At 39.7% G+C, this 4995-nt stretch carries 5 protein-coding genes; 4 read left to right on the top strand and 1 reads right to left on the bottom strand.

All coding sequences use genetic code 11. The annotated features are described in order from the left end of the window. On the top strand, window positions 1-1226 hold a 1226-nt coding region (gene gatB / locus Q0212_RS10945; RefSeq protein ID WP_297925387.1), incomplete at its 5' end, for an Asp-tRNA(Asn)/Glu-tRNA(Gln) amidotransferase subunit GatB. Between the two features lie 163 nt (window positions 1227-1389). Here the strand turns inward: gatB and Q0212_RS10940 are convergent. Continuing rightward, the gene (locus Q0212_RS10940) at window positions 1390-2457 is read right to left on the bottom strand and encodes a calcium/sodium antiporter (RefSeq protein WP_297925385.1); all 1068 of its coding nucleotides are present in this window, start codon (window positions 2455-2457) and stop codon (window positions 1390-1392) included. A gap of 111 nt (window positions 2458-2568) precedes the next feature. Here Q0212_RS10940 and Q0212_RS10935 point away from each other — a divergent pair, with 111 nt between their 5' ends. The 3 genes from Q0212_RS10935 to Q0212_RS10925 form a co-directional block, all read left to right on the top strand. After that, window positions 2569-3174: a DoxX family protein gene (locus tag Q0212_RS10935; protein WP_297925384.1), complete on the top strand. Its 606-nt coding sequence runs from the start codon at window positions 2569-2571 to the stop codon at window positions 3172-3174. An 83-nt stretch (window positions 3175-3257) separates the two neighbouring features. Continuing rightward, window positions 3258-4460, top strand: a complete 1203-nt coding sequence (locus Q0212_RS10930) for a fatty acid desaturase (RefSeq protein ID WP_297925383.1) — start codon at window positions 3258-3260, stop codon at window positions 4458-4460. Between the two features lie 342 nt (window positions 4461-4802). Continuing rightward, the coding region (locus tag Q0212_RS10925) for a hypothetical protein (protein ID WP_297925381.1) at window positions 4803-4995 on the top strand (193 nt) is incomplete at its 3' end.

The following is a 4995-nucleotide window of genomic DNA, read 5'->3' as shown; positions in this document are numbered from 1 at the left end:
GCACCAGTATTTTTGCCCGTAAAAACTACTTTTATCCTGACCTACCCAAAGGTTATCAAATTTCACAATTTGAACACCCTATTGTTGGCAAAGGTCATTTGGATATTGTTTTAGAAGATGGTAGCACCAAGCGTATTGGCATTACGCGCGCCCACTTAGAAGAAGATGCAGGCAAGTCGTTGCATGAAGATTTTGCAGGCATGTCAGGCATTGACTTAAACCGTGCAGGCACACCGTTATTAGAAATCGTCTCCGAACCCGATATGCGCTCGGCTAAAGAAGCCGTTGCCTATGTCAAAGCCATTCACTCAATTATCCGTTATTTGGGTATTTCTGATGGTAACATGGCTGAAGGCTCGATGCGTTGTGACTGTAACGTGTCTTTGCGTTATAAAGGCGAAGAAAAGTTTGGCACACGCCGTGAAATCAAAAACGTTAACTCCTTTAAGTTTATTGAAAAAGCGATTAACAGCGAAATTGAATGGCAAATGGACGAATTAGAGTCTGGTCGTGCCATTCAACAAGCAACGGTGTTGTATGACCCAAACACCAACAAAACCCGCGCCATGCGTAGCAAAGAAGAAGCGAATGATTACCGCTACTTCCCAGACCCCGATTTGTTGCCTGTGGTGGTAAGCGAAGAGATGATTAACACGGTTCGAGCAACCTTGCCCGAATTGCCCACCGCTAAAAAAGCCCGTTTTATCAGTGATTACGCCTTACCTGACTATGATGCAGGAGTATTGGTTGCTCAACGCGAATTAGCCGACTATTTTGAAACAGTAGTTAAAGCCGCCAATAATCAAGCTAAACAAGCTTCTAACTGGGTGATGGTAGAGTTATTAGGCGCATTAAACCGTGCCGAAAAAGACATCACCGAATCGCCAATTAGTGCTGAACAATTAGGTGGTTTGATTAATCGTATTAATGACAACACGATTTCGGGCAAAATTGCCAAACAAGTATTTGGTTTTATGTTTGACTCTCAAGGCAAATCTGCTGATGAGATTATTGCCGAAAAAGGCTTAAAACAAGAAACCGATACAGGTGCTATCGAGGCGGTAATTAACGAAGTTGTTGCAGCTAACCCACAACAATTAGCCGATTATCGTAGCGGTAAAGACAAATTGTTTGGTTTCTTTGTCGGTGAAGTGATGAAACGCTCCAAAGGCAAAGCCAACCCTGCACAAGTCAACGATTTGTTGAAAAAAATCTTAGCAGGTTAAGAGCAAGTCCCCTCTTGAGAGGGGATTTAGGGGTGTGTAGGTCTAAAATCAGTACTTTATTATCTATTTTAACCCACCCCTAGCCCCTCCAAGGAGGGGAATTTCATCGTTATAGTCTCAATGTTAGCCTTTTTAAAAGATGTGTAGATACCTATGTCATCCATTAAGCAGATACCTGACGGCGTAAGTACTTCACTGCCTCCAACATCCACCATGTAATACACAAGGCAACAATCAGCAATAAAAACGGGATTATCGTTGCTAATAACGCGCTTTGTTGTGCAGCCAATACCACATACACCACATAAACGACATAACATACTAAAAATGCCACACCATCCAAACGTGTAACTGTATAGTTAGCCAAAAAGACAGGTAAACAAGCTAAGGCCACCAAAATCATCACGGGAATATCAACGAGTAGCGAAGTGTGTGCAACAGGTAAGCCTTGTGGCGCAACCATACCAGACAAGCCTAATACTGCCCCAATATTAAAAATATTACTGCCTAAAATGTTACCAACGGCAATGTCACGCTCACCTTTTAAGCTCGCCATGACACTGGTTGCCAATTCAGGCAAAGAGGTACCCACAGCAACAATGGTTAAACCAATGACTAATTCACTCAAACCAAAATATTTGGCAATCGCCACAGCGCCATCAACCAACCATTGAGAGCCTAATACCAACATTGCCAAACCCACAATAATTAAAATAGCGTTTTTCCATAAAGGTTGTGGTGGCTCAATATCGTCTGCGCCTTCAACCACTGCAACGCCCTCTCTCCGTGCTTCTCTGATTAAAAAGACGGTATAAGCCACAATCCCTGCAAATAATAAGACTCCATCTATACGGCTAATCTGACCATCAATCGACATTAGCAACACAATTAATGAGGCATAAATCATAATAGGAATATCAAATTTAACTAATTGTTTTTGCACTACTAAAGAAGCTGCAATTGCCGATAAACCTAAAATCAATAACACATTACAAATATTGCTACCCACGACGTTACCGACAGCAATCTCTGCCGAGCCTTTGAACGCCGACGATACACTCACTGACATTTCTGGTGCGCTAGTCCCAAAAGCAACCACGGTTAAACCAATCACTAAAGGGCTAATGCCTAAAGAGCCTGCCAAACTTGATGCGCCTTTCACTAAAAAATCTGCACCAAACGTCAGTATCACTAAGCCTGCTATTAATAATAGTATGGTTATAAAATCCATCGTTGACCTCGCTGCTGTAAAACATTAAGTGAAAAACTTAGTACCAGCAATTGTCATCTGTAACAAAGTGGCTGAATAGTCATCTAATGTAACATTCAGAGGATTTTACAAATGAAACTAATCACCCTTTATAACCAATTTCACAATACTCTATTTAACTACCTAAAACATCTTGATGGTCTTGCCCCACTTGCTTTAAGACTTTATTTAGTGCCGATTTTTTGGATGGCAGGCTTTCATAAATACCAAAGCTTTGCTGATACTGTTGATTGGTTTGGTAATCCTGATTATGGTTTAGGTTTGCCCTTTCCGTGGTTAATGGCATTTTTGGCGACCAGTGCCGAACTGGCAGGTGCAGTGTTATTAACGCTTGGTTTAGCGACTCGCTGGATTAGCTTGCCATTAATGGTCACCATGATTGTCGCCATTATTACCGTTCATTTACCTAATGGTTGGCAAGCAATAGCTGATCCAAATGCGCCTTTTGCCAATCAACAAGTGATTGACTCGACCGAAAAACTGGCCAAAGCACGAGAGTTATTACAAGAGCATGGCAATTATGATTGGTTAACATCCAGTGGTAATTTTGTCGTGCTTAATAACGGCATTGAGTTTGCCACTACTTATTTAATTATGCTGTTATGCCTATTTTTTACAGGCGGCGGCCGTTATGTGAGTGTTGATTATTGGTTAGCCAAATTTTTGCAACAAAAATAATTTATTTATTTTTTATAAGCCGCTGACAAATGGTAAAAAACCTGTAAAATCCGCGTCTTTTATGTGGATTTAGGTTTTTTACCATGCAGACAGTGCCATTTACCCTGACAGACAAAGATGTCGAAAATTTTACCCAAGAAATCATGGCACTGCGCCGAGCTGCTAATGAAAGAATGAGTATAGATGATTTTAAACATCTAAAAAAAATTGAGCGTTGGGGTAAATTATCAACATTGGCCGGTTATGGCACCGCATGGATCGCACCTAATCCTATTTCTGCATTTTTAATGAGTCAAGGTAACGTCACACGTTGGACAACCATTGCTCATCATGTATTACACAAAGGCTTTGATAAAATTGAAGGCATTCCAGAGCGTTATACCAGTAAAGGCTTTGCCAAAGGCTGGCGTCGCTTTTTAGATTGGAATGATTGGATGTTGCCCGAAGCATGGAGTAACGAACACAACAAACTCCATCATTATAACTTAGGCGAAGCGGCTGACCCTGATCAGGTAGAATTAAACTTAGAATGGTTACGTGACTCTAAACTGCCTATGCCATTGCGTTATGCGGTTGTTGCCTTATTTGCGGCAACATGGAAGCCGTTATACTACGCTCCAAATACCTTAAAGCACTTAACAAGCACCAAAAATAATGTTTTAGGTGAAGAGCGTGACTCCGCTACCCTAACCCAATTAGCATTATGGAATCCCTTAAATCCTGCTGCTCGTGATTTGTGGTCGAAGTGTTTGTTGCCTTATATCTTTGTTAAATTTGTTTTAATTCCCTTAGCATTTACACCATTAGGCCCAATTGCGGTAATTAATGTCTGGATTAATACGTTATTGGCCGAAATTATTAGCAACCTCCATGCCTTCTTAGTGATTGTGCCCAACCATGTGGGTAATGATATTTTGTTATTTGAAGATGTTGCCAATAACAAAAGTGAGTTCTTCTTACGCCAAATTACTGGCTCGACCAACTTTAAAACAGGTGGAGACTTAAATGATATGTTGCATGGCTGGTTAAACTACCAAATTGAACATCATTTATGGCCTGATTTACCAATGAGCGAATACCAACGTTTGCAGCCACAAGTCAAAGCTTTGTGTGAAAAATATGGTATTCCTTATGTGCAAGAATCGGTGTGGGTGCGTTTAAAGAAAACCGTTGATGTGATGGTTGGCAATAGCTCTATGCCACGTCAAAAATCGGTGAGTACCAATAAGCGGTCTCAAACAAGCACTCAACACACCAAATCTACTCCAGAAATTATTTCTGCCTAACTACAACGCTTAATTAGGACTCACTCCTACATGGAGTAAGTCCTAAAAATAATGAGTATCAACAACATTTCACAATAATTAAATATTTTTTGTAATTTTACTTCTGATATTGTTTTCAATAATAAGCATAGATATACTCAAAAAATAGCTTAGATTTTCAACAGAAAAAAGACTTACGCATTTCATCAAAATTAGTGCGTTTTGTAAGCTAAAAATCATTAAAAATGATTACTTAGCGAGCAAATAAGCGATAACAGCCTAAGTCCTAAGAGAGCTATATTTTATATAGATTTAGTTTTTAATCTTATATAACAATAACTTAAGATAACATGGAGATAAAATATGAATAAATCTCACTTATTAGGTGGTGGTTTAACTTTATTAGCGAGTTTAATGTTAGCTGCCTGTAATAGTAATGATGATGATAATGCTGCTATACCTGCCGTAGTACAAACTACACAAGTGACAGTAACACCCTCTTTAGGCAAAATTTTAAATGCAAAAGTGGTATTAAAAAACGCTAAAACAGGCGCGA

It is taken from the genome of uncultured Agitococcus sp., assembly GCF_937920075.1.
Classification (GTDB): Bacteria; Pseudomonadota; Gammaproteobacteria; order Pseudomonadales; family Moraxellaceae; genus Agitococcus.
This window is presented reverse-complemented; position numbering and strand designations above follow the sequence as displayed.